This is a genomic window from Psychrobacter sp. TB20-MNA-CIBAN-0197 (genome assembly GCF_040309765.1).
Lineage (GTDB): Bacteria > Pseudomonadota > Gammaproteobacteria > Pseudomonadales > Moraxellaceae > Psychrobacter > Psychrobacter submarinus.
Genome location: NZ_JBEOPC010000758.1, coordinates 1 through 264 on the forward strand (window position 1 = coordinate 1; position 264 = coordinate 264).

Here is a 264-nt window from a genome sequence, read left to right on the forward strand (position 1 = left end):
CCTCATTGCCACTTTGTTTAGTACCCGCATGGAACACTTTTTCACCTGCAGGGTAATCCACTTTTAGCCCCGAAATAGCGTCACCTTTAGGGTAATCACCAGGGTAGCCTTTAGCGGCAAGTACAACACCAACGGCTGCGCGTGGGTCAAACTCAATTGTTGTTTTATCAAGTTCTACACGGTTAGCAGCTTCAATCAATTCAACCAAATCTGATTGCAAACGTAGCATCATTGGTTGAGTTTCAGGGTCGCCAAAGCGACAAT

Annotated in this window: 1 protein-coding gene; it reads right to left on the minus strand. The window is 45.8% G+C overall.

Annotation, left to right across the window (positions count from 1 at the left end):
- The coding region (locus AAEY83_RS15860; protein WP_351060494.1) for a phosphoribosylglycinamide synthetase C domain-containing protein at positions 1-264 on the minus strand (264 nt) is incomplete at both ends.